The organism is Nocardia sp. NPDC058640, from assembly GCF_042716995.1.
Classification (GTDB): Bacteria; Actinomycetota; Actinomycetes; order Mycobacteriales; family Mycobacteriaceae; genus Nocardia.
Genome location: NZ_JBHXRG010000001.1, coordinates 725,971 through 752,204 on the forward strand (window position 1 = coordinate 725,971; position 26,234 = coordinate 752,204).

20 protein-coding genes are annotated in these 26,234 nt (G+C 68.0%); 3 read left to right on the forward strand and 17 right to left on the reverse strand.

Annotated elements, in window-relative coordinates:
- Positions 1-29: 29 nt before the first annotated feature.
- Entirely contained in the window at positions 30-689 is a 660-nt protein-coding gene (locus ACFWU5_RS03500) for a maleylpyruvate isomerase family mycothiol-dependent enzyme (RefSeq protein WP_379266030.1), read from the forward strand.
- A gap of 6 nt (positions 690-695) precedes the next feature.
- On the opposite strand, the gene ACFWU5_RS03505 is transcribed toward ACFWU5_RS03500, so the two are convergent.
- The 5 genes from ACFWU5_RS03505 to ACFWU5_RS03525 all read right to left on the reverse strand — a co-directional run bounded on the left by ACFWU5_RS03505 (position 696) and on the right by ACFWU5_RS03525 (position 7,053).
- Positions 696-1,037: a hypothetical protein gene (locus tag ACFWU5_RS03505; protein WP_379266031.1), complete on the reverse strand. Its 342-nt coding sequence runs from the start codon at positions 1,035-1,037 to the stop codon at positions 696-698.
- 88 nt (positions 1,038-1,125) lie between these two features.
- Entirely contained in the window at positions 1,126-2,865 is a 1,740-nt protein-coding gene (locus ACFWU5_RS03510) for an amidohydrolase family protein (protein WP_379266032.1), read from the reverse strand.
- 14 nt (positions 2,866-2,879) lie between these two features.
- Positions 2,880-4,526, reverse strand: a complete 1,647-nt coding sequence (locus tag ACFWU5_RS03515; RefSeq protein ID WP_379266033.1) for a class I adenylate-forming enzyme family protein — start codon at positions 4,524-4,526, stop codon at positions 2,880-2,882.
- Between the two features lie 11 nt (positions 4,527-4,537).
- Positions 4,538-5,683: a serine hydrolase domain-containing protein gene (locus ACFWU5_RS03520; protein ID WP_379240266.1), complete on the reverse strand. Its 1,146-nt coding sequence runs from the start codon at positions 5,681-5,683 to the stop codon at positions 4,538-4,540.
- Positions 5,680-7,053: a flavin-containing monooxygenase gene (locus tag ACFWU5_RS03525; RefSeq protein WP_379266034.1), complete on the reverse strand. Its 1,374-nt coding sequence runs from the start codon at positions 7,051-7,053 to the stop codon at positions 5,680-5,682. Before ACFWU5_RS03525 ends, ACFWU5_RS03520 begins: the two co-directional genes overlap by 4 nt.
- 114 nt (positions 7,054-7,167) lie before the next feature.
- Between ACFWU5_RS03525 and ACFWU5_RS03530 the strand changes: the two genes are divergently transcribed.
- Positions 7,168-7,779, forward strand: a complete 612-nt coding sequence (locus ACFWU5_RS03530) for a TetR/AcrR family transcriptional regulator (protein WP_379266035.1) — start codon at positions 7,168-7,170, stop codon at positions 7,777-7,779.
- A gap of 2 nt (positions 7,780-7,781) precedes the next feature.
- On the opposite strand, the gene ACFWU5_RS03535 is transcribed toward ACFWU5_RS03530, so the two are convergent.
- Both ACFWU5_RS03535 and ACFWU5_RS03540 read right to left on the reverse strand, forming a co-directional pair.
- Positions 7,782-10,343 carry a LuxR C-terminal-related transcriptional regulator gene (locus ACFWU5_RS03535; RefSeq protein WP_379266036.1) on the reverse strand — a complete coding sequence of 854 codons (2,562 nt, stop codon included), beginning with the start codon at positions 10,341-10,343 and terminating at the stop codon, positions 7,782-7,784.
- A 141-nt stretch (positions 10,344-10,484) separates the two neighbouring features.
- Positions 10,485-10,703 (reverse strand): hypothetical protein, encoded by a 219-nt coding sequence (locus ACFWU5_RS03540; protein ID WP_379240262.1) that lies wholly within the window; start codon positions 10,701-10,703, stop codon positions 10,485-10,487.
- Positions 10,704-10,879: 176 nt separating this feature from the next.
- Here ACFWU5_RS03540 and ACFWU5_RS03545 point away from each other — a divergent pair, with 176 nt between their 5' ends.
- Positions 10,880-11,314, forward strand: a complete 435-nt coding sequence (locus tag ACFWU5_RS03545) for an Ig-like domain-containing protein (RefSeq protein WP_379240261.1) — start codon at positions 10,880-10,882, stop codon at positions 11,312-11,314.
- A 66-nt stretch (positions 11,315-11,380) separates the two neighbouring features.
- Here the strand turns inward: ACFWU5_RS03545 and ACFWU5_RS03550 are convergent, their stop codons facing one another.
- The 10 genes from ACFWU5_RS03550 to ACFWU5_RS03595 all read right to left on the reverse strand — a co-directional run bounded on the left by ACFWU5_RS03550 (position 11,381) and on the right by ACFWU5_RS03595 (position 26,221).
- Positions 11,381-12,346, reverse strand: coding sequence for an alpha/beta hydrolase (locus ACFWU5_RS03550; protein WP_379266037.1), 966 nt, complete (start codon positions 12,344-12,346; stop codon positions 11,381-11,383).
- 56 nt (positions 12,347-12,402) lie between these two features.
- Positions 12,403-13,074: a DUF6875 domain-containing protein gene (locus tag ACFWU5_RS03555; protein WP_379266038.1), complete on the reverse strand. Its 672-nt coding sequence runs from the start codon at positions 13,072-13,074 to the stop codon at positions 12,403-12,405.
- Positions 13,071-17,375 carry an amino acid adenylation domain-containing protein gene (locus ACFWU5_RS03560; protein WP_379266039.1) on the reverse strand — a complete coding sequence of 1,435 codons (4,305 nt, stop codon included), beginning with the start codon at positions 17,373-17,375 and terminating at the stop codon, positions 13,071-13,073. The genes ACFWU5_RS03555 and ACFWU5_RS03560 overlap by 4 nt, the downstream gene beginning before the upstream one ends.
- Before the next feature lie 141 nt (positions 17,376-17,516).
- Complete coding sequence (locus ACFWU5_RS03565) at positions 17,517-18,281, reverse strand: hypothetical protein (protein ID WP_379266040.1); 765 nt, start codon at positions 18,279-18,281, stop codon at positions 17,517-17,519.
- A gap of 79 nt (positions 18,282-18,360) precedes the next feature.
- Entirely contained in the window at positions 18,361-19,104 is a 744-nt protein-coding gene (locus tag ACFWU5_RS03570; protein ID WP_379266041.1) for a sirohydrochlorin chelatase, read from the reverse strand.
- Entirely contained in the window at positions 19,098-20,330 is a 1,233-nt protein-coding gene (locus ACFWU5_RS03575; protein WP_379240255.1) for a uroporphyrinogen-III synthase, read from the reverse strand. The genes ACFWU5_RS03570 and ACFWU5_RS03575 overlap by 7 nt, the downstream gene beginning before the upstream one ends.
- On the reverse strand, positions 20,327-20,707 hold the full coding sequence (gene nirD / locus ACFWU5_RS03580) for a nitrite reductase small subunit NirD (protein ID WP_379240254.1): 381 nt from the start codon (positions 20,705-20,707) through the stop codon (positions 20,327-20,329). Before nirD ends, ACFWU5_RS03575 begins: the two co-directional genes overlap by 4 nt.
- Before the next feature lie 63 nt (positions 20,708-20,770).
- A complete protein-coding gene (nirB, locus tag ACFWU5_RS03585; protein WP_379266042.1) occupies positions 20,771-23,320 on the reverse strand; it encodes a nitrite reductase large subunit NirB in 2,550 nt (849 codons plus the stop codon).
- A gap of 30 nt (positions 23,321-23,350) precedes the next feature.
- Positions 23,351-24,796 carry a nitrate/nitrite transporter gene (locus tag ACFWU5_RS03590; RefSeq protein WP_379266210.1) on the reverse strand — a complete coding sequence of 482 codons (1,446 nt, stop codon included), beginning with the start codon at positions 24,794-24,796 and terminating at the stop codon, positions 23,351-23,353.
- A 279-nt stretch (positions 24,797-25,075) separates the two neighbouring features.
- The gene (locus tag ACFWU5_RS03595; protein ID WP_379266211.1) at positions 25,076-26,221 is read right to left on the reverse strand and encodes an MFS transporter; all 1,146 of its coding nucleotides are present in this window, start codon (positions 26,219-26,221) and stop codon (positions 25,076-25,078) included.
- Positions 26,222-26,234: the final 13 nt, after the last annotated feature.

Below are 26,234 nucleotides of genomic sequence, written 5' to 3' on the forward strand. Positions count from 1 at the left end.
AGCTGCCGGTGCCCGAATCGGAGGTCGTCGTGCCTGAACAGTCTGCCCGTGAACTGCCCCGCGATGCGCTGTGGGAGTTGGCGCGTGCCGAGCGTGCGGCGTTGGCCGATGACCTCGGTGGTCTCGACGACGAGCAGTGGGGGCGGGCGTCGCTGTGTGGGGCGTGGACGGTGGAGGATGTGGTTGCGCATCTCACGGCGGCGGCGAGTGTGGGTCGGGTGCGGTGGATCGCCAGTGTGTTGGCCGCTCGGTTCGACTTCGACAAGCACAATGAGCGGCGGAAGGCTCAGTATCTCGGGGCGACGCCGGCGCAGACGCTCGCGATGTTCACGGCGATCATTCCCAGCAAGGTCGCTGCGTCGGGGCATACGGCGGCGTGGCTGGGTGAGGTCATCGTGCATGGTCAGGACATCCGTCGTCCGCTCGGGTTGACCCGCGTGCCGTCGATCGACGCTACGACCGCGGTCGCCGAGTTCTACGCCAGTCGCGACTTCACTGTTCCCAGCCGAACCCTGATCAAGGGCTTGCGGGTCGAGGCGACCGATGGGCCGTTCGCCACGGGCGCGGGTCCGCTGGTCAGCGGTACGACGCTGGCGCTGACCATGGCGATGGCGGGGCGGGAGGCTTACTGCGCCGACCTTGTCGGACCGGGCGTATCTACCCTGCGCGACCGCATCCTCGCGTCCTGACTGCCCCTACGACTTGCCCAGCGCCTTACGCACTGTCTCGAACCAGGCTTGGGTGCCGACCAGGCCTGCCTCGATGTCCTTGCGGCCCTTGATGAATCCGAACAGGTCGGCGGCGTAGCGGCTCAGGACTGTGCCCTCGTTCTCTTCGAACTCCGCGAGTACTTCGGCGTCACCGAGGATGTAGGCGACCACGGCGACCTGGCCGGCGGGCCATTCGGTGCGGTAGTCGGCCCAGCCGTCGGCGCGGACGGCGCGAGCCCTGGTGAGCAGGTCTTCGCGCAGGGCGTCACGGTCGGCGTCGGTGGGGTGGCGTGGCTTGCCCCAGGCGATCTTCTTGGCGTCCGACATGTCGAGTCCCTTCGCTGATGGGCGGGCGGCGGCCGACCAGTTCAGATCGGCCGCCAACCGGTCATCAGGTGAGAGTACGGACCGGTTCCTACTGCGAGCGCAGGAAGGCGCCCACTCGTTCGGTGCCCAGGGCCGGATCGGCTTCGCCCTCGCCGAAGACAAAGCGTCCGTTGACGAAGACCGCGGTGACCGTCTCGTCGTTGCGGTTGACCATGCGGGACAGGTTGCCGAACACCTTGATCGGATCCTCGGCGTACGCGTCGAGGGTTTCGTCGAGGTGGGCGGGGTCGATGACCACGGCGTCGGCGCGGTCGCCCACGCGCAGGTGGCCGGTGTCCAGGCCGTACCAGTCGGCGAGTTCGCCGGTGAGGCGGTGGATCGCGTGTTCGACTGTCATGAACGGCTTTTCGGTGTTCGCGGCGTCGTTCACGCGGCGCAGCAGGCGCAGGCCGAAGTTGTAGAAGGCCATGTTGCGCAGGTGGGCGCCCGCGTCGGAGAAGCCGAGTTGGACCGACGGGTCGGCGGCGAGAATGTCGGCTACCTCGGGGCGGTGGTTGGAAATCGTTGTGCGCCAGCGCAATTTGTCGCCGTGTTCGACGACCAGGTCGAGGAACGCGTCGACGGGGTGCACGCCGCCACGGTCGACACCGACCTGGCCGAAGGTCTTGCCGATGACGGTTTCGTCGGGGCAGGCGACGATGTCGGCGTCGAAGAAGTCGCGGTGCCAGGCGCGGGGGCCGTACTTGTTGTCGTAGTCCTTGCGGAACGCGCGACGGTATTCCTCGTCCTGCATGAGGTGGCGCTGCTCGTCGATGTGGTCGGACAGGTGCAATGCCGCTGCGCCGGAACCGAATTCCTCGAACACCGGCAGCGAGATGCCGTCGGAGTACACCTCGAACGGGACGGGCAGATGCTGCCAGCGGAAGTTGCCGTTGAGGCCGTTGATGATCTTGCCGACGGCGGGGAACATCTTGGACGCGCCGGGCACCGCCTTCACGTCGGCGGCCGACAGCAGGCTCACCTTCAGCGGCTTGCGCCCGATGCCGATGCTCGAGACCGCCATCGAGACAAGGCTTTTGGGGTTGGCGATGTCGGGGCCGCCCTGCAGTGCGCGGTTGCGCTTGCGCAGGATCGTGTTGAGCTTGTGCCGTTCCTTGCTCTTGGCATAGGTGGACGGCAGGGTGCGCGAACGGCAGGTCACACCGTCGAGCTTGTCGAACATCAGTTGCTGCGAGGACATTCCGACGAAGCCGGCATCGAGGGCGTCGACGAGCATCCGCTCGATCTCGGCGAGTTCGTCCTTGGACGGCTTCACCTCGTCGCGGGTGGCGCGGTCCAGACCCATCACCGCGGCCCGGATGTCGGAGTGGCCGATGAAGCCGGCCAGGTTCGGGCCCAGCGGCAACTGCTCGAGCGCATCGATGTATTCGCCTGCGGTACTCCAGGTCTGGCCGTCGTTCATCGCGCCGACCACGAACTCGCGCGGGATGGCCTCGACCCGGCCGAACAGGTCACCGGCGGTCTCACCGTCGACGTGCACGGTGGACAGCGAGCACGAACCCAGCAGCACGGTGGTCACGCCGTGCCGCACCGATTCCGACAGCGACGGGTCGAGCAGGACCTCGATGTCGTAGTGGGTGTGGATGTCGATCATGCCGGGCATGACCCACTTGTCGGTGGCGTCTACGACACGGGCACAACCGGTTTCGTCGAGAGGGGTCTCCGAGATTTCGGCAACCTTGCCGTCGCGGATGCCGAGGTGACGGACCGCGGACGGGGCGCCGGTGCCGTCGAACCACCGGCCGCCTTTGATGATGCTGTCGAACATGTCAGTGACTCCTCTTACATCGCGAGCTCGCGACGAGTGACCTTACCGGTTGCGTTGCGTGGCAGCTCGTCGGCGGAAATCCGCCAGCGGCTGGGAACTTTGAAATAGGCCAGGCGGGCGGCGACGAACGCGCGCAGCTCCTCGGCGTCCACGGTGCCCGGGTCGGCGACGACCACCGCCGCCACCTCCTGACCCAGATCGGCGTGGGCGACGCCGAACACCGCGCAATCGTCGACCGCGGGATGCGTGCTGAGCACGTTCTCGATCTCGGTGGGGTACACGTTCTCGCCGCCGCGCAGGATCAGATCGGTGCGCCTGCCCGCGACAGTCAAGCGGCCACCCGAGATTGTGCCGAAATCCCCTGAGCGCAACCATCGTTCGTCGTCGATCGCGGCGGCGGTGGCAGTCTCGTCGTTCCAATAGCCGAGCATCACATATGGGCTGCGGATACAGATCTCACCTTCGGTGCCGTCGGCGACCACCGCACCGTGCTCGTCGCGGATCTGCACCGCGACACCGATGATGGGCCTGCCGACCGAGGCCAGGTCGACCGCGAGATCCAGCGGGGTCGCGACCGTGGCCGCGGTGCCGCTCTCGGTGAGTCCGTAGCTGGTGGTGAGCGCCAGACCTGCCCCGGCGAGGTGACCGCGCAGCTGTTCGAGCAGGTCGGGCGAGGTCGGAGCGGAGTTCAGCGACAGCGCGGACAGCGAGGACAGGTCGTACCGCGACACGTCGTGGTCGAGCATTCTGCTGGCCATGGTCGGCACCGCGGCCCAGTTGGTGACCCGCTCACGTTCGACCAGCCGCAACACCCGGTCGACATCGAACGCACCGTCGGGGAACACCACCGCCGCACCGGTGGCCAGGCGCGGAATCACCAGGTTGTGCAGGCTGGCGATGTGGAACAGCGGCGCGGTGACCAGGTAGCGCCGGTCGCTGGGTCCCGCGGTGGGTGACTGGCCCATGAACACGGCCATCATCGCGTCGGTGAAGCGGTGATAGTCGCTGATCGCCACCAAGTTTCGCTGCGAGTGCACGACGCCTTTAGGGCGGCCGCTGGTGCCGCTGGTGTAGAGGATGACGGCCGGATCGTCTTCACCCAACGGGGTATTCGGGATATCGGCACCGGCGAACTCGGCGAGCAGGGCGGGCAGATCGTCCTCGATAGACAACACCGCCGCACCCGACTCGACCAGCAGCGCAGCCCTTTTCGCGTCGGCGATCACGACTTTCGGTGTGGTGTGGCTGATTCCGTAAGCGACCTCCGGGGGTGCCCACCACGCGTTGTATCCGACCGGAATCGCACCCAGACACTGCGCCGCCCAGAACGCGATCACCCAGTCCGGGCCGTTGGCAGCCAGGATGCCGACTCGGTCCCCCTTGCCGACTCCGTATCGGGCGGCCAGCGCGGTGGCCAGCGCGCCCACTGCGGAGGCGTGCTCGGCGAAGGAGATCCGGCGATCCTCGGTGACGAGATAGTCGCGCTCGCCCCACTCGCGCGAGTGCTCGAACACTTCGCGCAAGTTGGCGCGACGATGGGCCATCACCGGAATCGGCACGCCGAGAACGGGTTCCACGGTCATCTCGAACGGCGCACCCGGCGCGGTCAGCCCCGCGGCGACCTTGGCGACGAATTCCTGCGGGTCTACAGCTTCGGTCATGTTCTTCTCCATCAGGGAATGAGGTCCGCGGCCGCGTCGAAGGTGGCCTTCAGGTAGCTGTCGCAGCGGTCGGAACCGATCAGCCCGGTCGCCATCCGATTCATGGTGTAGGCGAAGGTGATTCGTCGGTCCAGGTCGTTGACGACCATCGAGCCGCCGTAGCCCGCCCACCAGCAGACGCGGCCGTCGGGGATGTGCGGGAAGGTCTGTGGGCGGGGCAGGCCGTAGCCGATGCCGAAGCGCAAGGGGGTGAGCAGGGCGAGGTCGATGCCGTCGGCCTGTTCGCGGAAGATCAGGTCGATCGTGGCGGGTGCGAGGTAGCGTCTGCCGCTGAGTTCGCCGCCGTTGGCGATCAGCGATTGGATGCGGGCCACCGAGCGGGCGTTGCCGTGTCCGTTGGTGCCGCCGATCTCGGCCTCACGCCAACCCTGGGTCGCGGTCTCGGAGACCTCCAGCCAGGGACTGGTGAGCGTTTTGATCAGCACGCTGTCCTGGTCCAGCGTCGACAGGTCGAAGTCGGGCAGCTGCGGCGGGATCAGTTCGGCGATCCGGTCGGCGTGCTGCGGGCCGGTGCCGATATGGAAATCCGCGCCCAGTGGTCCGGCCAGTTCGTCGGCGAAGAACCGGCCCAGCGAACGGCCGGTGAGGCGGCGCACCAGCTCGCCGATGAGATGGCCGTAGTTGATGGCGTGGTAGCCCGAGGCAGTGCCCGGCTCCCACCAGGGGGCCTGCGTGGCCAGCCGGGCCGCGGCGGCGTCGGTGTCGTAGATGTCGGACAGTGCGATCGGCTTGTCCCAGCCCGAGACGCCCGAGGTGTGCGAGAGCAGGTGGCGGACTTCGATGTCGGCCTTGCCATTGGCCGCGAACTCGGGCCAGTAGTGGGCCACGCGCTGGTCGACGTCGAGGTCGCCGCTGTCCACCAGCAGCAGCGCGCACAGCGCCGTCATCGTCTTGGTGACCGAGAAGACGTTGACCAAGGTGTCGGCACCCCACGGTGTGGTCTGCGCCGCGTCGGCGTGACCGCCCCACAGGTCGACGACCGGGTCACCGTCGACGGTGACGCACAGCGACGCACCCAGTTCGGCACCGGAGGCCAAGTTCTCGTCGAAAGCCGCACGGACACCGGCGAATTCATCGCGACAGAAACCAGAACTCATCGCGACACTCCTGTCACCGCGCGCGCGGGTACCGGCAGGCTGTTGCCCGCCGCGGCCGCACGTTTCGCGCCCTGCTCGAGTTCCTTGTTCATCGAGCGCACATACGGTTCGAATTCGATCTGAATCGTGTGGCGCGGCGAATCGTAATACCGCCCGGCACGTTTGGCCTCCTGCGCATCGAGTACTCGATCGATCTGCTCGCGCGGGGGCAGGTGGTAGCGGCCGGTGAGGTAGGCGGCGACCAGTTTGCTCTGCTGCTCGGCGAAGTTGACCAGCGTCGGCATCGGTTGCGCCAGACCGAGATAGAACAGATTGTCCACACCGGGCTTGTGCATCATCTGGAACAGCGGGAAGTGGTTGGCCGCATCGGGCACCAACCGCGCGTCGGCGAAGAACGGGAAGCTGATGTGATAGCCGGTGGCGCACAACACCACGTCGACGCGCTCGCTGCTGCCGTCGGCGAAATGCACTGTGTCGCCGTCCAATCGCGTGATGGCGGGCTTGAACGTGATGTCGCCGCAGCCGGCGCGATGCAGGAATTCCTCGCTGGCCGAGGGATGCGCCTCGAACGGTTCGTGATCGGGTGCGGGCAGACCGTAGTTCTGCATCTCGCCGCGATTCTTGCGCACGAACCGCTGCTTCAACTTCAGCGCCACCCGGTCCGGGATCCACGCCGGTACCGACTGTCGGTCGCCCACTCGGCCGTTCACGTATTTGGGCAGCACCCACACCCCACGGCGCGCCGAAACGAACAGCTTCTCCGCCAGGAAACGCTGCGACAGCTCCGAGGCGATGTCCAGACCCGAGTTGCCCATGCCGACCACCACGACGCGCTTGCCGCGCAGATCGACGGGGTCGAACGGGTCGCGGTAGGCGTGGCTGTGCATCAGCACACCGTCGAATTCGCCTGGGTAGTCAGGGAATCGGGGGTCCCAGTGGTGGCCGTTGCATACGATCAGCGCGTCGTAGATCTCGGTGTCGCCGCTGTCGGTGGTGACCCGCCACAGCCCGTCGTCGTCGTGTTCGGCGGCGGTGACCACCGTGTCGAACGTGATGCGGTCGCGCAGGTCGAAGTGGTCGACGTAATCCTTGAAGTACTGCAGCAGCTGGGAGTGGTGCGGAAAATCCGGCCAGTCCGCGGGTGCCGGGAAATCCTCGAATTGCAGGCGGTACTTGGACGTATCGATGTGCAGGCTCTGATAGCAGGCCGACATGCCGTTGGGGTTCTTGAAGTACCAGTTGCCGCCGACTTCGTCGGATGCCTCGTAGCAGTCGAACGGAATCCCGTTCTCGGCAAGCCTTTTGGCGACGGCGATACCCGAAGGTCCGGCGCCGATGACGCACACCCTGGGCAATTCGCGTGTATCCATGCACAACTCCTGAACGGCTGCGGTCGTCGATGACCTCGCCGAGTGACGTGGACCACAGGATAGCGGCTCACTGGACACGGCGTCTAGTGAATGATCAAGTCGTATGATGACCGCATGACGACCCCCCGCCGCGGCTCACTCCGTGAGGAACAGAAGCGTCTGACCAAGGCCCGGATCGTCGAGACCGCCCGCACCCTGTTCGAGACACAGGGCTACTCCGACGTGCGCGTCGACGACATCGCCGCCGCCGTGGGTTGCAGCCGGGCGACGTTCTACCTGCACTTCACCAGCAAAGGCGAGGTGCTGCGGGCCATCGCCCTGGACGGCACCCTGGCCAGCGTGCTCGACTTCTACGCCGACCTGGACCGAGTGCTCGCGCTGGGTTCACGAGAGTCGTTCGCGGACTGGATGACTCGCGCGATCGACTGGTTCTTCGCGAACAAGAACATGCTGCCCGCCTGGGACGAGGCCACCGCGCTGGAACCGGAGTTCCGCGCCGTGGCCCGCGAAGGCATCATGGCCCTGGCCGACACCATGCCGGACTACCTCGCCCGCTGGCCCGAACATCGCCGCGACGAGGCCCGGCTGCGCATCGAACTGCTGGTGGCCCAGCTCGAGCGGTTCTTCACTCGGTGGGCCATGCAGGGCACCATCGAAGTGTCGGCGGAGCAGGCGGCCGCGGTACTCACCGATGTCTGGTTCCCGGCCCTACAGGCGCCGGCCTGAGCTCAGAGCAGGCCCAGCGTCCGCGCCTGGGCGATGGCTTCGCCGCGGGCGTTCACCGACAGCTTGTGGTAGATGCCGCGCAGGTGGGTCTTGACGGTGTTCACCGAGACACCCAGCTCGGCGGCGATGTTGGCCGCGGTCATGCCCGACGGAAGTTGGCGCAGCACAACGAGTTCGGTGTCGGTGAGCTGTGGGGCGTTCGCGGTGGTGCCGCGGTGGGCGCGGATGCGATCCACGAGGGTGGCGTGGCGGGCGAAGCGGGGACCGAGGCGATCGAGCAGTTCGGCGGCTTGCGGGACGTCGAGGAACGGGCGGATCAGCTGTTCGGGGGCGGCGCTCGCGAGAGCCTGCTCGCAGGCGTGGTCGACCTTGCGGGGGCGGTCGAGGTGGTCGGCGGCGACCGCGACCAGCAGCCAGGCCGTGACCAGGGTTCGCGGCGCCAGGTTCGGGGTGGTCAGCAGCGGTTCGAGCACGGACAGCACCGCGGCGGGGCGGTGCGCGTGCAGGGCGAGCCCGGCTTCGGCGACGGTCAGGTCGGGGGTGGGCCCGAGGACTCTGGTCGCGTGGTCGACCAGGTGTTGCGCGTCGGCTCTGGCCTGTAGGCGCAGCAGCAACCACAGCACGTCGGTGACCAGTTCGCCGGTGCCGTGCAGGGTGGGCGATTCGTCGAGCAGTCGGTGCAGCGGCTTGCTCACCGCGAGGACGGCGGCGATGCGATCGGCGGGGTCGGTGTGCGTGAGCAGCGCGGCCATGACCCCCGCTCGGCGCACCGGCGCGGGCACCATCGTCTCGTCGTCCACCGGCAGCACGGGCGCGTCGATGTCCACACCCTGCTGGTAGGCGCCGAAGGCCGCGAGCACCCTGGCCTGGGCGGCGTCGGTCGAACCGGCGGGCTCGTAGCGTCGCGCGCAGTCGATGGCCGCGTCCGCCAGTGCGCGCAGCTCGCCGATGCGGCCCGCCATGCCCGCCGCCACCGCCGCGGCCGTGCGGGCGCGGACCGCGACGCGACCGAGTCCGGCCTGCTCGGCGTGCACGATCGCGTGCCGTACCGCTGTTGTGCCGCTGTCGATTTCACCGGCATAGATGTCGGCGGTGCCGCACTGCAGGGCGGCGTAGCAGTCGAGGTCGGGGTGGCCGGTGGCGGGCGGCAGCGGCCAGCGCATCGAGGACGAATCACCCACCAGCACAGCGACTCCCGCGCTCACGGCCCGGTCGAGCGCGACGATCCGAGCCGCAGGCGCCAGCGGAGTGGCCGAATCGGGACCGACGTGGGCGGCTTCGAGGTAGACCTCGGCGGCGGCGATGTCACCCGACTCGACTGCGACAGCCGCGCGCAACAACCGAACGAAAGTGTCGTACTCACAATGGTTTTCGACCGCGGACAGCAGCGTCTGACCGGTTCCTTCCAGCACCATGCGTAGCCCCCAGTCCCGGATGAAGGGCTCCAGACCGGGCGCGCCGGGTTCGACCAGGACATGGTCGAGCGCGGGCGCGGGCATCGCGGCCGCGGTGAACCAGGCCGCGACGCGACGATGGCAGTCCGACAGGCGATCCGGTCGGGTGTGCGCGGCCTCGGCGAGCAGGTACGCGCGCAGCAGCGGGTGGTAGGTGTGCCAGAGTTCGCCCGCGTCGGCGACGGTGTGCAGGGGGAAGTTGGCGCGCAGCAGTTCGTCGAGGATGCGGGCGGCATCGTCGCCGACCAGATCCTCGGCCATCGGGAGGCAGAAGCGCGTGGGAACCGCTGTGGCGAGCAGGAATTCGAGGGTGGACTCCGACAGTGTCGTCAGCAGCTCGGCGACCAGGAAGTCCGCGACCGCGTGCGCGGGGCGAGCCAGCGCGGCGAGGGCGGTGGTGCGGTCGGATTCCCTGGCCGACAGGCAGATTGCCGCGATGCGAACCAGCGCGGCCCAGCCTCGGGTGAGGTTCTGCACGACCGCCAGTTCGGCGTCGTCGAGCAGGCAGTCGTGCTGGGCCAGCAGCTGCGCGACCCGGTCGGGCGACAGGGCCAGCTCGGGCGCGCCGATGCGCGTCAGCCTGCCCGCCAGATCGAGGGTGTGCCAGCGCAGCGGCGGGTCGAAACGGCCCGCGATCAGGGCGGTGACCTGGGCGGGCAGGTGCGCGAGCAGGTATTCCAGGCCGGCGAGTTCCATCGGGTCGGTGAGCAGGTGGGCGTCGTCGAGCACCAGCACCGTCGGGCTGACGTCGGCCAAGGCCGCGACGAGGTCGGCCGCGCGATCCATCGGCGTGCACACAGTGCCGGGCGACGCGAATGCCGTTGTCGGAACCAGGGTTCGGGCGATCTCGCGCAGCAGACCCGAACCGGTTCCCTCGGGCACGGTCAACCACACGACCCGCGTCGAACGCCTGCGGCGAACCCAGTCGACCAGCACGACAGTCTTCCCGGTGCCCACCGGACCACACAGCAGCACCGTCTGACCGGCGGCGGCCTGGGCGCGATCCAAGCGGGCGTAGGCCGGCCCGCAGCGAACGGGCGCGAACGACAGTTCCGGAATGCCCGTGTAGACAGCGGGCGCAGCTAACATCGAGCGCGACGACATCACCATCTTCACCCTCCTGAACTCGCTGCTCACCGCGGGTCGACACACCTGCGCCGAGTTTCGACGGTAGGCGACCCGGCGGCTGCGCGGTTGCTGGTGGGGTGCGGTCAGCTAGCTCGTTATCAGATCGACGTTGTCCGCGCGGCCTCAGTCGGGCAGCTGCGACATGCTCAGCAGGGTCAGACCCAGTGTGTCGATGCGGGCCATGATGCCGCGCATGGCGGTGCTGTCGTCGACGAGGCCGTAGAGGGTGGTGGTCCCGGTCGGCGAATGCGCGCTGGGACGCAACTCCGGGAAGGCCGCGAGCACACGCGCAGACAGTTCGCCCTCGATGACGAACTGATAGCGCACCGGACCCGTGGACATGCAACCAGTGTCGCGGTCGGCCGCCGGGGGTGCCTCATCCGCCGCGGGTGAATTCGCCCGCGACCTGCACTGGAACAGGTTCCACACTTTTAAACATCGCTTTTTCAGTTTCCGGGACAGCGCCGGTTCCCGGTCGCTAATGTCGCGCTCATCATCAGCTCGAACAGGAGAACACCATGAAGATCTACCAGGCGCGCCGGGCCGGTTTCGGGCTCACCGCATTCACCGCGGTGGCAGCGGCGGCCGTGCTGGCCGCACCGCAGGCATCGGCGCTGGTCCAGGGGATCGCGGTCAGCGGCAGCACCCACTACGTGGACACCTCCTACACCGTCACCGCCGATGTCACGGCCACCTCGTTCCTGTTCAAGGTGACCTTCACCGACAACGGCACGCAGATCGGCGAGCCGGTCTCGGTGGCCGACGGCAAGGCCACCATCACCTGGACGCCGAAGACCACCGGCGCGCACGAGATCAAGGCGGTGCAGGAGCTGGTCAGCTCGAAGACCGTCACCATCACCGTGGTTCCGAAGCCGACCAATCCCGCGCCGGGTGACGGCGCGGGCTCGGGTTCCGCCGATCTGGGTGGGCTGCTGACCGGTTCGGCCGGCTAGTCCCCCGCACGCAGAACGGCCGCCGCGAACTCTCCCCGCGGCGGCCGTTCTGCTGTGTTCCGACTTTCAGGCGCCCAGTGCGGCGGCGAACATCGGCCAGGAGTCGTGGATGTCGTCCTGCCAGTACGGCCAGGCGTGGGTGCCCGCGGGGCGGAAGCGCACGTCGGCGGGGATGCCGAGTTGGGCCAGGCGACCCGCCAGCGGGCTCGAGCAGCTGCCGACGATCGCTTCCATGGTGCCGCCGACCAGCACCCGGTCGACCAGCACGCCCACGTTGCCCGCGATGCTCGGGTCGTTGAAGGCCTCGTGCGGGCCGGGGGCGCCGTTGCCCGACGACAGGTAGACCGCGGTGCCGCGCAGTCGCTCGGCGTGCAGGGTCGGATCGTTGGCCGCCCAGGCCGGGTCGCCGGGGCCGCCCCACATGTTGGTGGCGTCGGCGCCGAAGGTGGCCAGCTGCGAGCGGACCAGGGTTTCGGCCAGCGGGTTGCTGGTCTGGGTGCACCCGCTGAACGCGCCGACCGCGCGGTACAGACCCGGTGCGGCGATCGCCAGATTCAACGCCGAGGTGGCCGACATCGACAGTCCCGCAATGCCATTGGCACCGGTCATGCCGAAACGGTCATCGAGCAACGGGGGCAGTTCGTTGGTCAGGAAGGTGGTCCACTTGTTGCGGCCCAGCGCGCCGTCGTCGCGCTGCCAGTCGGTGTACATGCTGGCGCGACCGCCGATCGGGACGATCACGTTCACCGGCTTGTCGGCGAAGAAGTCCACCACATCGGTGCGGCGCATCCACGGGCCGCCGCTCTCCCCGCCGTCGACCGCGTTCAGCAGATACAGCGCGGGCGCACCGGCGCCGGGATGCGACATCCACAGGGTGATCGGGCGGTTCATCGCCGCGGAATGCACGACCACCTCGAATTGTCGGCCACCCAACGGGCGGACATCGAGGATCGCGGATTGCGCCGACGCCACGGGCGAGACGACGAATCCACAGCCGAGCAGGACGAGCAGGCAGCACACAAGCCGACGCATGCGACGTAGTGTGCCGCACGACCCCGCTAATGTCCGGCATTCCGCGGTTCGTGTCCTTATTGTGCGAGTTCATCCGGAAAATGCGCGCGCAGGTCGGTGATCGAGGCGGGTCCCGCGTCGGGCACGTGCATCCGATCGGCAATCGAGGCGCGCAGCTTGCGCGGCAGACCCGGTGCGTGGCGGGCGAGGTAGGCGGCGAGCCATTCGGGTTTGCCTACCAGGAACGGGAAGTCGGTGTTCATCATCGGGCGGATCACCAGCATGGGCAGTGGGGCGTGCAGGGGGCGGTAGTCGCGATTCCACAGGCCCGCGACCGGGCAGCCGGGGTAGAACTGGCCGAGCATGGCGCCCGCGTCGACGATGTCGCTCTTGCGGGCGGCGTGGGCGGTGTCGATGCGGGTGGTGTCGTCGAGGTCAGGGAAGACTGTGAGGACCGCCGGGGTGTTGTCGAGGGTGCGGTAGAGGGCGAAGGCGTCGTCGATGGCGTCGGTGATGTCGGTGTCGTCGAGTTCCGCGATCCACAGGGTGTGTTGTGCGGCAGCGGGTTTGACGAAGGGGCAGACCGGGCCTTGGCGACCTTGGGCGGGGTCGTGGCGCATCAGGTTGTCGGCGAACCAGTCCAGCAGGGGTGCCGTTCTCGGGTGTTCGGCCGACCAGCGGGCGGGGTCGTCGTAGACGTTGCACCAGGTGCCTGCGGTGCGGGGGCCCTGTGCGGTGCGCAGGTTCATGGGCGTGCCGCCGCGGTTTCGACTTCGCGCAGGTGCCGGTCCAGGATCGGGCCGAGGTGGGCGACGATGTCGGCGTTGGTGAGTTGGGCGTGGGTGGTGTCGACGGGGTGTTCGATGAGGCGGCCGGTGACGAAGGGACGCCACATCTGGGCGTCGAGGAAGGCGGTCATGCCCTGGGTGGCGCAGAAGTAGAGCAGGTCGCCGTCGAAGAGGTCGGGGCGGAAGCCGTGGGAGAGGCGGACTCCGTCGGCGTAGGCCTCGTGCAGGTTTGTCAGCTGTTCGGCGGTGAGGCCCTGGCCGAGAGTTGCTCCCGCCGTTGCCAATTCGGCTGCTGCTTGCTCTGCCGACAGGTCGTGGAGGGAGTCTGCGTCGTCTGGTTCGTCGCCGAGGAGGTGGGTGAGCAGGTCGCGCATGCGGGGGCGTGGGGGTGGGTCGGCTTCGTCGGGGATGACGACGCTGTCGAGCATGGCGAGGGTGGTGACATCGCGGCCTTCGGCGCGCAGGTGGACCGCGGTGGCGTGGGCGAGCTGGCCGCCGAGGGACCAGCCCAGCAGGTGGAGCGGGCCGTCGGGTTGCAGGCGGGTGATTTCGGTGGCGTAGGTGTGGGCGAGGAATTCGACGGTCAGCGGGGTCGACTGCGCTTCGGACAGGGTGGGTGCCTGGAGGCCGAAGACGGGGCGGTCGGTGATGTGGTGGGCGAGGCCGGTGTAGCACCAGGCGAGTGGGACCGCGGAGTGCACGCAGAACAGGGGTGGGCGGGTGCCGCCGGTGCGCAAGGGGAGCACGGTGGCGAGGGCGTCTACGCCGGGGTCGGTGTCGGGGCGGTAGGTCTGGATGCGGTGGGCGAGGGCGGTGACCGTTGGGGCGGTGTAGAGCCAGCGGACTGTGATCGGGGTATTCGTGGATTGGGACAGTTCTGCTGAAACCGCTACGCCTGTCAGGGAATTGCCGCCGATGGTGAAGAAGTCGTCGTCGGCGCCGACTGTTTCGAGGTCGCAGGCGGTGGCGAAGGCGGAGGCGACGAGGTGTTCGAGGGGGGTTCGTGGGGGGCGGTAGGGGGTGACCGGCGGGGTGGGGAGTGCTGCGCGGTCCAGTTTTCCGTTGGGGGTTAGAGGGAGGTGGTCGAGGGTGATGAGGATGGCGGGGATGAGTGCCGCGGGGAGGATGGTGCGTAGGCGGGCCAATGCGGCGGCGCTGTCGAAAATGCCGTTGGGGGTGGGGATGGTCGCCGCAGTCGCATCGTTCGCGGCCGCAGCAACGTTCGAGGTCGCAGCAACGTTCGAGGTCGGCGCGGGCGGCGCGGTTGTGGTGGGCGTTGAGGGGACGACGTAGCCGATGAGGCGAGCGGCCGGGGTGCCGGGGGCGGTGAGGTCGACGGCGGCGTGGGCGATGGTGGGGTCGGTGAGTAGGGCCGCTTCGACCTCGGCTGGTTCGATGCGGCGGCCGCGTACGGCTAGTTGGGTGTCGATGCGGCCGAGGAATTCGTAGCCGCCGTCGGCGCGGGGGCCGACGAGATCGCCTGTGCGGTAGGTGCGTTGGCCGGTGCCGCTCGGGTCGGCTACGAAACGTGTTGCGGTGCCTGCGGGGTCACCGATGTAGCCCTGCGCCACGCACGGTCCGCCCAGGTACAACTCGGCGCGAGCACCTTCGGGAACCGGCCGCAGCTGCGAATCCAGCAGCAGTGCAGTGACTTCCGGCAGTGGTTGGCCGATGGTCACCGGCTCCCCCGCCACCAGCGGGGCCGACTGCGTAGCCATGACCGTGGCTTCGGTCGGGCCGTAGCCGTTGTGTAGGCGGACGCGGGTTGCCCAGGTGGCGACCAGTTCCGGCGGGCAGGCTTCGCCGCCGACGACCACGGTGGTCAGGCTCGGCACGTCGTCGGGGCGCAGCGTGGCCAGCACGGCCGGGGTGGTGAGCAGGTGGGTGACCCGGTGCTCGGTGATCAGTTCGGTCAGTTCCGTGCCCGCGACCACTGCGGGCGGTTCGACGACCAGGCGGGCACCAGCGGCGAAGGCCGCGAGGAGTTCGAGCAGGTGGGCGTCGAAAGCTGGTGAATGCGCGTGCAGCACTATCGAATTCGGCGTTGTGCCGTATCGATCGAGTAGGTGGTCGGTCAGTGGGCCGAGGCCGTGATGGGTGACCGCGACACCTTTGGGCGCACCGGTCGTGCCGGAGGTGTGGATCAGATAGGCGGGGTGCGTCGGCGTCAGCCGTGCGTGGCGGTCGGCATCGGTCACCGGGTCGCAGGATTGGTCGGCGGCCTGCGCGAGGGTTTCCGCGTCGTCGAGGACCAGCCAGGTGACCCCGTTCCCCTCCGGTTCACCGCCACCCGATGGTGCAGGGTCACCTGATGGTGCGGCGGCGGCCCGCGTCGTGAACCCCACCGCCGCACCGGATCCGGCGATGATCCGGGCGACCCGCTCCCCCGGGTCCGCCACGTCGATCGGCGTCAGGCAGGCACCGGCCGCCGCGATGGCACGCACGGCCAGCACGGATTCGAGCGATCTCGGAATCGCGGTCAGCACCGGAGTTCCCGGAGTAACGCCGTGCGCGAGCAGCACCCTGGCCCACCGCGCCGCCGATTCGGCGAGCTCCCGATACGTCATCGATCGAGCGCCGTCGACGACCGCGACGGCGTCCGAGCGATCGAACCGGCTGAAGAGTTCGCCCAGGGTCGGTGAGAGTGCAGCGTCGGCGCGCAGTGCCCCAGCGGCCGGGCTACTGCCGCACCCGGTCACGGCACGGCCGCCTCGGCCCCGGCCGGAGTCCGTCCCTGTCGCGGATTCACCAGCGATGCCGTGCGCGCCATCAGCGGTGCCGGCATCTGCGTATCGCTGTGAATGACGGTTTCGGGCAGTTGATTCGGGGTCCAGCTCACCGATCGGCAGGGCCGGATCGGCCGCGAGGAAGGCGGCGAACCAGTCCAGGAACAGGCGGTGGTACCAGGCCAGGGTGGCGGCGTCGTAGCGGGACGGGTTGGCTTGGAAGTCGATGGTCGCGGTGCTGTTGTCGGGGCCGAGTTGATAGCCGTTGACGAGGAGGTCTTCGACGGGCCCCAGGCTCAGCAGGTGTGCGCGGCCGGTCGCGGAGCCCAGGGTCAGCGGGGCGGTGAAACCCAGCAGGTTGAGCACGGGGCCGAAACCGCCTCGCAGCAGCTGGGTTTCGCCACGGTCGCGTTGGATGTCCTCGTAGCGGTAGCGCTGATGACGCAGCGCGCCGATGACCCGCAGACGAACCTGGGCGATCAGGTCTTCGACCGTGGTGGTGGCGAGGTCGCGCAGGCGCAAGGGGACAACGTTGGAGACCGAACCCGCCGATCGACGCAGGGCAGCGGAGGGTCGGGCGGCGACGGGCAGCGACAACACGATCTGGTCGGCACCCGACATGCGCGCGAGGAAAGCGGCGAACGCGGCCGCGGTCAGCTCAGGAAAGCTTGCGGCATAACGGTTTCGAGCGTCGGTGAGCAGTTCCGCGGTCTTCGGATCGAGAACGGCGGAGACGCGATGCGGGCGGGCCGACGCGGGCGCCGCTGTACCGGCCAGACCCACCGGATCGCCCAGTCCGGCAACCTCTTTCGCCCAGAACTCCTGGTCCGCTACCGCACGCGGAGAGTGCCGATAGCGTCGATCCTCCTCGACCAGTTCGCCGATCGACAGCGGTTCGCCCGCATTCAGATCGCGGCGCACGCCAACGGTCACGTCGACCACCTGTTGACCGCCTTCAGTGGCGCCCTGCGAATAGGTTTCGGCCGCCAGTCGCAACAACGCCGCGGCCCCGACCCCGTCGAGAACCAGGTGGTGGCTGCGCAAATACAGCAGACAGCGTTGCGGGCCGACCCGATACAGCACCGCGACGGTGATCGCGTCCTCGCACAGATCCAGCGGCGCGAGCCGATCGGCCTCCATCCGCGCCAACGCCTCCGCCACCGGGCCACACTCATCGGCGGCTCCAACCGTCAGCCCATCAACCAGTTCGGGATGCTGCGCGGCATAGTCCGTCAGATCGATATCGATGAGCTCGCCGAAGACCTGCGGGTCCAGATACTGGTGTGGCCGACCATCGATCAGCCGCAATCGCACGTGCGGTGAGTGCATCCGCGCCGCCGCCCACCGCATCGCCGCACCCAGCCGCGCGACATCGAGCGGGCCGTGCAAATCCACATACAGGGCGATCGTGGCGGGCACTCCGGGTGCGAGCTGATGGGCTACCCACCACCGTAATTGCCCGGGAGACAAGGGAATCGGCACAGCATCGGCCCGCACGGCCTGTTCCGCACCGATACCACCCTCACCTTGCCGCACCGGGCCTCCCGGGATTCCGAGCACACGTTTGACTGGTTCCCCGGCAAACCTACGGCATCGGCCCCGCGTCAGGCACTGTTCGCCACCCGGCAGGTCGGCTTCACCACCGGGTAGCAGCCGGATACGTGGACACTGACAACGTCAGTACGGCGAGGTGGGCGGGTAGCCCGGGTACGGCTGGTAGCCGGGTGGCCTCGGTGGGGCGAAGTAAGGCTTGGACTTGCCGTTCCACAGCAGGATCACCGCCGCCAGGCCGATCGCGAGATTGACGGTGCTGAACACCAGGCTGATGTTGGCCGTGGAGGTGAGCGCCATTCCCAGTACCCCGAACAGGTACATCACCACGTTGATCCCGAAGAACACCGTGCCCGTGATCCGACCCCAGTTCTTGCCCGCGCGGCAGACGAACGCCATCCACACCCACAGTCCGGCCGATATCAACGCGCCGCCGATGGCGCTGCCGACGGTGGCGTAGACGAGGAAGTCGAGCTCGTCTCCGCGGAACACTCCGCCGGACGCATCCAGTGCGCTACTGCGTGCCTCGTCGAGGGTGGTCAGCGAATACGCGGCGCTGAGCAGGGTGACCAACGCTCCCGCCAGCATCACGTAGAACGCGATCTGCACACTCTGCGGAACAACCCGCGGCCCGGATTCCGGTGCAGGCTGCACACCAGGTCCCGGATACGGACTCTGCGACTGCGGTCCGTACGGTGCCTGCGCACCCACCGCCCCCGGCACCGACCCATACGGCTGTGGTTGCCCATAAGGCTGCCCATACGGCTGCTGCGGGTAAGGCGGCAGGCTGGGCGGCTGCGGAATCCGCGCGGCCGGCGCGGGATTCTCCGGGTACGAGGTGAGCCCGTCATCCTGCGACGGATAACCCTGGCCTGCGGACGGATCTGACATCGAGCTGCTGCCCCCTTGTTGTGAAGTCGGGCCAACTCTAGTCGCCGCCGCCGACACCGGCTGGTTGTGCGCGGTCGGCTCAGCGAACGCGAACGTCGGCCAGCGCACGTGCGGCGGTGCGATACCGGTCGGCGATCAACCGAACGACCGCAGGGTGCACCCCGATCGGCTCGGCCACCCCATCAGCACCGGCATCGTGCAACCGCTGATGAAAAAGCCCGTGCGCCAACAGATACGACGCGATGAACACGCGCTCAGATCCCGACTCACGCAGCGAGGCAACAACTTCGGGAACCCGAGGCGCCCCGGTTGCCACGTAGGCGATCCGCACCGGCGCGCCGATCTGCTCCGCGAGCATCCCCGCCGCCCGCCGAACATCCTGCCGCGCACGCGAATCCGAGGAACCAGCGGCGGCGAACACCACCGAATCTCCGGGCTGCCACCCCGCCGAACGCAAGCGCACCGCCATGATCCTGGCCAAGGCCGGATCGGGCCCCATCGCAGGTGTCACCGCGACGGCGCCATGCCCACTCTCGGCGATCTCGCGCGGAACATCCTGATAGACGTGATATCCCGATGCGAGAAAGGCCGGAACAACCACAGCGGGCCCGTCGAGATCCCGCAGAACCTCCGAGGGCGAAGGCCCGAGCACATCGACGAAAGCAGTGCGCAGCAACGCATTCGGCGACGAAGACACCGGCACACCCAGCTCGACACCCACCGCGTCGGCCAGCGCCGCGATCATCTCTACCCCGCGCGCACTACGCGTTCCGTGCGCGACCAGAACCAGCGCCGGATCACCCGGCAGCCCGGCACTCACCACACCCCGATCGTTTGCGCGGGCCGAGGCGACCGAGCGGGCGTGCCGATTCCCGAGGCGTGTGCCGGACGCACCGCAGGGGTATCGGAGCAGTCGGCCGCGTCCAGCGCCAGCCGGTATCCACGTTTGACCACGGTCTGAATAGCCTTGGGAGTCCCCAAACCCGCACGCAGTCGCGCGATCGCGGTCTCCACCGCGTGGGTGTCGTCACCGCCACCGGGCAACGCGGACAACAGATCTTCGCGCGAAACGACCCGACCCGGCTGACGAGCCAGCGACCGCATCAACGCCATCGGCGCGGGTGCCAACTGACGCACCTCGTTGTCGACGACGACACAGCCACCACGCACGCTGATCAGGTGACCGGCCGCGTAGATCCGACTGGCCCGACGCGGAAGTTCTTCTGCCACATGGCGAGCCAACGCACCCAGACGCGCACGACCGGGCATCGTGGTCGGCACACCGAGTTCTTCCAGCGGAGCCGCGGTGATCGGCCCGACGCAGGCGGCCAGCACCCGCCCACGGAACGCGTGCAACACGGATTCGAGAAGACCGGTTTCCTTGGCGCGCATCAACAATGACGCCACGGCGGGCGCACTGGTGAACGTGACGCAGTCCAGACTGCCGGAGATGATCGCCTCGATCATGTTGTCCATCGGCCCACGGTCGGCAGGCGGTTCCCACCGGTACACCGGCACCGGAACCACGTCGGCGCCCGCGCAGCGCAGCACCTCGCAGAAGTCGGGAACCGGCTCCCATTCGGTGGTGGCGCCGTGCAACTGCACCGCGATACGCACGCCTTCCACGCCTTCGGCGAGCAGGTGATCGAGCACCTCGGCCGAGGACTCCGAGGCCGGCGACCACTCTTCGCGCAGTTCGGCGGCCCGGATCGCGCCCTTGGCCTTGGGGCCGCGGGCCAGCATGCGAGTGGAGGCGAGGGTGTCGCGCAGGATCTCGGCCAGCCCCCAGCCTTCGGCGGCTTCCATCCAGCCGCGGAAACCGATGCCGGTGGTGGCGACGGTGATCTGCGGCGGATCGGCGATCAGCTGTTCGGTGACCCGTTCGAGCTCGGTGTCATCGGCCAGCGGGATGATGCGGATGGCGGGCGCGGACACCACGGTCGCGCCCCTTCGGGTGAGCAGGGTGCTGAATTCCTCTGCGCGGCGAGCCGCGGTGACGCCGATGGTGAAGCCGGCAAGGCAGGGGCCGGTGTCGGTCGGAGATGTCATGGAGTGGGCACCGGTTCGTTCGAGACCGCGACGACGCCGCCGTCGAGTTGGACCGCGTACACCGGCAGGGACTTGGACTCGTCGTCCAGACAACGGCCGTCGATCAGCGAGAAAGCCTGCTTGAGCAGCGGCGACGCGACGACCGGAATGCCGCCACGGTCACCGACGATGCCGCGCGACATCACCGCGGCCCGGCCGAACGGATCGATGTTGCCCACGGCGGCGAGCGTGCCATCGGAGAGTAGGAACAGAGCCGCCTGACGGCCGCCCTTCAGCAGGACAGCAACGCCGCGCCCCGGGATCAGAAAGTCGAGTCGGCAGGCCTGGGTCCAGGTCGCGGTCTCAGTGGTGATGGTGGGTGTGTCGATAACGGTCATCGGTTCCTCCTCCGAACGCCTTACCTATTGGTACAGGCGCCCTGTTTCCGCAGCGTTAAGTGCTTATGTCCCGGTCGGTGCTGTGTTCGACGCAACACCGACGGGCATGCCCGGCAGACCCAGAAGCACTGGTACCTTGCGTTCTCCGCTGTCGTCGAACGAGATCGTCGGGTCGGCCTGGTCAGGGGCATTGACGAAGGAGACGAAGCGCGAGAGCTTGTTCTCGTCCTCGAGGACCGCGGCCCACTCGTCCTTGTAGCCCTCGACGTGCTTGGCCATAGCCGCCTCGAGGTCACCGGCGATGCCGAGGCTGTCCTCGATGACCACGGCCTTGAGGTAGTCGAAGCCGCCTTCGAGGCCCTCCTGCCAGGGCGCGGTGCGCTGCAGGCGGTCGGCGGTGCGCACGTAGAACATCAGGTAGCGGTCGATGTAGCTGATCAGGGTCGCGTCGTCGAGCTCGCCGGCCAGCAGCACCGCGTGCTTGGGGGTCAGGCCGCCGTTGCCGCCGACGTACAGGTTCCAGCCGTTCTCGGTGGCGATCACGCCGACGTCCTTGCCGCGGGCTTCGGCGCATTCGCGCGCGCAACCCGACACGGCCAGCTTGATCTTGTGCGGCGAGCGCAGGCCGCGGTAGCGCTTCTCCAGCAGCACGGCCATGCCGACCGAGTCCTGCTGGCCGTAGCGGCACCAGGTGGAACCCACGCAGCTCTTCACGGTACGCAGCGACTTGCCGTAGGCGTGGCCGGATTCCATGCCGACGTCGACCAGGCGCTTCCAGATCAGCGGCAGCTGTTCCACGCGCGCGCCGAACAGGTCGATGCGCTGACCGCCGGTGACCTTGACGTAGAGGTCGAATTCCTTGGCGACCTCGCCGATGGTGATCAGCTGGTCGGCGGTGACTTCACCACCGGGCATGCGCGGCACGACCGAGTAGGTACCGTTCTTCTGCAGGTTGGCCAGGAAGTGGTCGTTGGTGTCCTGCAGGGCGGCCTGTTCGCCGTCGAGGATGTGCTCGCTCGAGGTGGAGGCCAGGATCGAGGCGACGGTCGGCTTGCAGATATCGCAGCCCGAACCCTTGCCGTGCTTGGCGATCAGTTCGGAGAAGGTGCGGATGCCGGTGACCGCGACCACGTCGTACAGTTCCGCGCGTGACTGAGAGAAGTGCTCGCACAACGACTTCGAGACCGCGACGCCGGACTGCTCCAGCAGCTTCTTGATCATCGGCACACAGCCACCGCAGGAAGTACCCGCGTTGGTGCAGCCCTTCACGGCCGGGATGTCGCAGGCACCCTCGGCGATCGCGCCGCAGATGGCACCCTTGCTGACGTTGTTGCAGGAGCAGATCTGCGCGTCGTCGGGCAGCGAGTCCGCGCCCAGTTCGGCACCGGCGGGCGAGATGAGCGCGGCCGCGTCGGCGGGCAGCGGGCGACCGACCAGCGGGCGAAGGGCCGCGTACTGGCTGGCGTCACCGACCAGGATGCCGCCGAGCAGGGTCTTGGCGTCGTCGGAGACCACGAGCTTGGCGTAGGTGCCCTTGGCCGCGTCGTGCAGCACGACCTCGAGCGCGCCCTCGGTGACAGCGTGCGCGTCGCCGAAGGAGGCCACGTCCACACCCATCAGCTTCAGCTTGGTGGACATATCGGCGCCGGGGAACTCGCCCGCGCCGCCCAGCAGGCGGTCGGCGACGATCTCGGCGGTGGTGTAACCGGGGGCGACCAGGCCATAGCAGACACCTTCGATCGCGGCGCATTCACCGATCGCGTAGACACTGGGGTCCGAGGTCTGCAGGGTGAGGTCGGTGAGAATGCCACCGCGCGTACCGATTTCGAGCCCCGACGCCTTCGCGAGGGCGTCCTGCGGACGGACACCGGCGGAGAACACCACCAGCGAGGCCTTGATCTCGGCCTCGTCGGACAGGTGCACGGTGACGTTGTCGGCGCCTTCTTCCTCGATCGACACGATCTTGGCGGTGCCCACCCCGGTGTGCACGTTCAGGCCGATATCGGTGACGAGCTTCTCCAGGATCGCGCCACCACCGGCGTCGACCTGCGCGGGCATCAGGCGCCCGTTGTACTCGATGACGTGCGGGGTCATGCCCATCAGACGCAGCGCGTTGGCCGCTTCCAAGCCGAGCAGACCGCCGCCGACGACCACACCGTGCGCGCCGGGACCGGCGGCTTCGGCGGCGGCGCGGATGCCGTCGAGGTCGTCGATGGTGCGGTAGACGAAGCATTCGGGCAGGTCGTGGCCGGGAACCGGCGGCACGAACGGGTAGGAACCGGTGGCCATGACCAGGGCGTCGTAGGCGATGACGTCGCCGCTGGTGGACGTCACGGTCTTGGCTTCGAGGTCGATGGACTCGCCGCGCTGGCCCAGTCGCAGATCGACCAGGGCGTCGCCGTCGTACAGGTTGCCCGGCAGCGCCAGGTCATCGGCGTTCCAGTTGCCGACGTAGTAGGACAGGCCGACGCGGTCGTACGCGGGCAGCTTCTCCTCCGACAGGATGACGACCTGCCACACGCCTGCGGTGTCGCGCGAGCGCAGAGCTTCCACGAATCGGTGTCCGACCATGCCGTGGCCGACCACGACCACTGTCTTGCGAGTGCTGTTCATGAGAGTGACCTCCTTGGTAGTGGTCGGGCGTCAGCCGCGAGCCGACGGGGTGGATGCTTCGGCCTCGAGGACCAGGGATTCGGCTTCGACCACGACGTCGGAGTCGGTGGTGATGCGCGGACGGCGCAGGAACACCGTCCAGGTCACGGCGGCGCAGATCACGTAGAAGGCCAGGAAGACCCAGAACGCGGTGGTGGCCGAGGCGGTGCTGGCGTAGGAGCTGCGCAGCACCATGTTGATGCCGACCCCGCCCAGCGCGCCGATCGCGCCGACGAAGCCGATCAGGGCGCCCGCGGTGTTCTGCGACCAGGCCGCCTGTTCGGTGCGCGAGACCGGCAGGCTCTTGGACTTGGCTTCGAACACCGACGGGATGATCTTGGTGACGGCGCCGTTGCCGAAACCCGACAGCACGAACAGGGAGATGAAGCCCGCGACCAGCAGGGTCATGGTGGAACCGGTGGCGATGCCCTTGTTACTGTCGGCCATCGTCGACGCGGTGATCACGATCAGCGCGGCGACCATCATGGCGCCGAAGGTGGCGATGGTGACCTTGCTGCCGCCGATCCGGTCGGCCATCTTGCCGCCGTAGGGGCGAGCCAGCGAACCCAGCAGCGGGCCGATGAAGGCGATCGACGCGGCGTGGATGGCGGCCTGGGTGGCGGTGTCGCCACCGGCCTTGAAGCTGATCTGCAGGATCTGAGCGAACGCGAAGCTGTAGCCGATGAACGAACCGAACGTGCCGATGTACAGGAACGCGATCGCCCACGACTGCGGCACGCGCAGGGCCTTGACCATGTACGACAGGTCGGCCTTCTGGTTGGTCAGGTTGTCCATGTAGAACGCGGCACCCACGGCGGTGAGACCGACCAGCACCAGGTAGACCGCGCAGATCACCGAGGCGTAATCGGCACCGAGGGTGACCAGCACCAGCAGGCCGAGCAGCTGAATCACCGGGACACCGATGTTGCCGCCACCGGCGTTCATGCCCAACGCCCAGCCCTTGAGGCGCTGCGGGTAGAAGGCGTTGATGTTGGTCATCGAGGAGGCGAAGTTGCCGCCACCGAAGCCGGCGAACGCGGCCACGATCAGGAAAGTCGTGTAGGAAGTGCCCGGCTGGTTGATGAAGTACAGCGTCAGCATCAGCGGGATGAGCAGCAGGAACGCGGAGAAGATCGTCCAGTTGCGGCCGCCGAAGCGGGCGGTGGCCACGGTGTAGGGAATGCGAAGGAACGCGCCGACCAGCGTGGGCATGGCGACCAGGAAGAACTTGCCCGCCGCGTCGATGCCGTACTTGTCGGTGGGCATGAACAGCACCATCACCGACCAGATCGACCACACCGAGAAACCGATGTGCTCGGCGATCACCGACCAGATCAGATTGCGCTTGGCCACGTCCTTGCCGCCGGCTTCCCAGGCCGCGACATCCTCGGCATCCCAGTGGTCGATGTCGTGGTTTCGCTTCAGCGTGCTCAAGATTGGGCCTCCCAAAAGTGCGATGGCCCAACGGTAGGAAATGGGTATTGCCGAAATGCTGCGGGAAATTGCGCCTGAATCAACGGTTTCTCACCTGCGCTCGGTCACAGACGTGAGATCGGCCCTTTTGTTTCGGGCATGTGACACAACGATTTCCGCGCGTAAGGAAGCAGCGAGAAACCGAGGTAATCACCGGTGAGGGTGTGAGCTACGCCTCGTCCGTGCGATTTTAGGACAGAGTCACGCGAACCGCACTTCGGCGGATAATCAGCGGTGAGGAATTCACCAAGTGTCTTCGAGCATGCGCGGTTTGCACGCCTGCCACGCGCCCGCGAGAAGTACGCCGATCGCAACGAACAGTAGGCAGAACGGGGCCAGCCAGCCGCCGGTCCAGGTGTGCAGCATGCCGAACAGCAGCGGACCGGTGCAGGCGACCGCGTAACCCACGCCCTGGGTGAAGCCCGACAGCGCCGCCGAGCCCTGGGGCGTGCGGGTGCGCAGGTTGATCAGCGTCAGCGCCATCGGGAAGGTCGACGGGCCAAGACCCAGAAACACGATCCACAGCAGCGTCAGATGCATCGGTGCCACCAGCAACCCGACGAACGCGGTCGTGAACAGCACCATGCAGCCGACCACCACGGGGAACGGATTGCGCATCCGGGAGACCACCACGGGTGCGCCGAACGCGCCGACCAGCCCGATCAGGGCGAACAGGCCCACCATCGTGCCGCCGTAACCCGCACTGGCGCCCGCGTCGGACAGGATCTTGGGCAGCCACGCGAACATGGCGTAGGTGGTCAGCGAGGTCATACCGAACATGCCGGCCATTCCCCACGCCACCGGCGAACGCCAGGCCTTGCCGGTCTCGGGCGCAGGCTCGGGCAGCGCGGTGGTGTCGACGACGTCGCGACCACGTCGACCGCGCAGCACGACGAACCACGGGACCGCGGCCGCGAAACCGATCAGCGCCCACACACCCATCGAGATCCGCCAGCCGTGCGCCTCCGCTACGGGCACCGCGATGAACGCGGGGATGACGGTGCTGAGCTGCACCATCACGATGTAGAGCGAGCTGATCACGGCCAGGTAGTCGCCGAAATACCGCTTCACCAGCGGCGGGATCACCACATTGCCGATACCCATGCCCAGCAGCGCGACCCCGGAGAACGCCAGCAACTCCGCGGTCCCGGTCGAGAACACCCGCACCAGCGACCCGGTACCGGCCAGCAGCATCGCCACGAACACGGTCCGCTCGAGCCCGAACCGACGCACGATCACCGGCGTGACCAGGCCCGCGAGACCGAACATGGCGGTCGGCAGCATGCCGAACACCCCGACGATCCCGGTCCCGTAGCCGATCTCGGCACCGATCTTCTCCGCAAGCGGGCTGAACGCGGTGACCGCGGCGCGCAGGGTCAGCGCCGACATCACAATGGCCGCC